Consider the following 451-nt stretch of genomic DNA (forward strand, 5'->3'; position numbering starts at 1 on the left):
TTATGCAGGCGTTATGTGTTCCCAAGGGGTAAGTATGGATATCCAGTTTAAAAGAGCTTCTGAGCTAAAATATGCTGAGTCACTAACTCAATCCAATATGGCTAGTTATTATTTAACTCGGAATATCGTTTGGGACAGCAATCTGTTTATCAACAATTGGGCTATCTTGGATAACTTTGAAATATTCGCGGATAATTATCGAGTTGGTATTGTTCGTTTTAGCTATAACAAATCGACCACTTTTCTCCGAGATTTACAGTTAAGCCGAGAATTTCACGGCAAGGGTATCGGTGCGAAAAGTCTCGATATGATTATAACTCACGCTAGACAGCATCAATCAAAAAAGTTACTTCTTCGTGTGTTCAGCGAAAATCCAGCAATCAAGTTATATAAAGAAAAAGGGTTTACGCATACCGTGGAAGTGAATGGATTAATAGAAATGGAATTTACT

At 37.0% G+C, this 451-nt stretch carries 1 protein-coding gene; it reads left to right on the forward strand.

Translation table 11 applies throughout. The features are described from left to right. Positions 1 to 34: 34 nt before the first annotated feature. On the forward strand, positions 35 to 451 hold a 417-nt coding region (locus tag A6E03_RS16275; protein WP_255310657.1), incomplete at its 3' end, for an N-acetyltransferase.

Origin of the sequence: Aliivibrio sp. 1S128 (genome assembly GCF_001691065.1) — a bacterium.
Classification (GTDB): Bacteria; Pseudomonadota; Gammaproteobacteria; order Enterobacterales; family Vibrionaceae; genus Aliivibrio.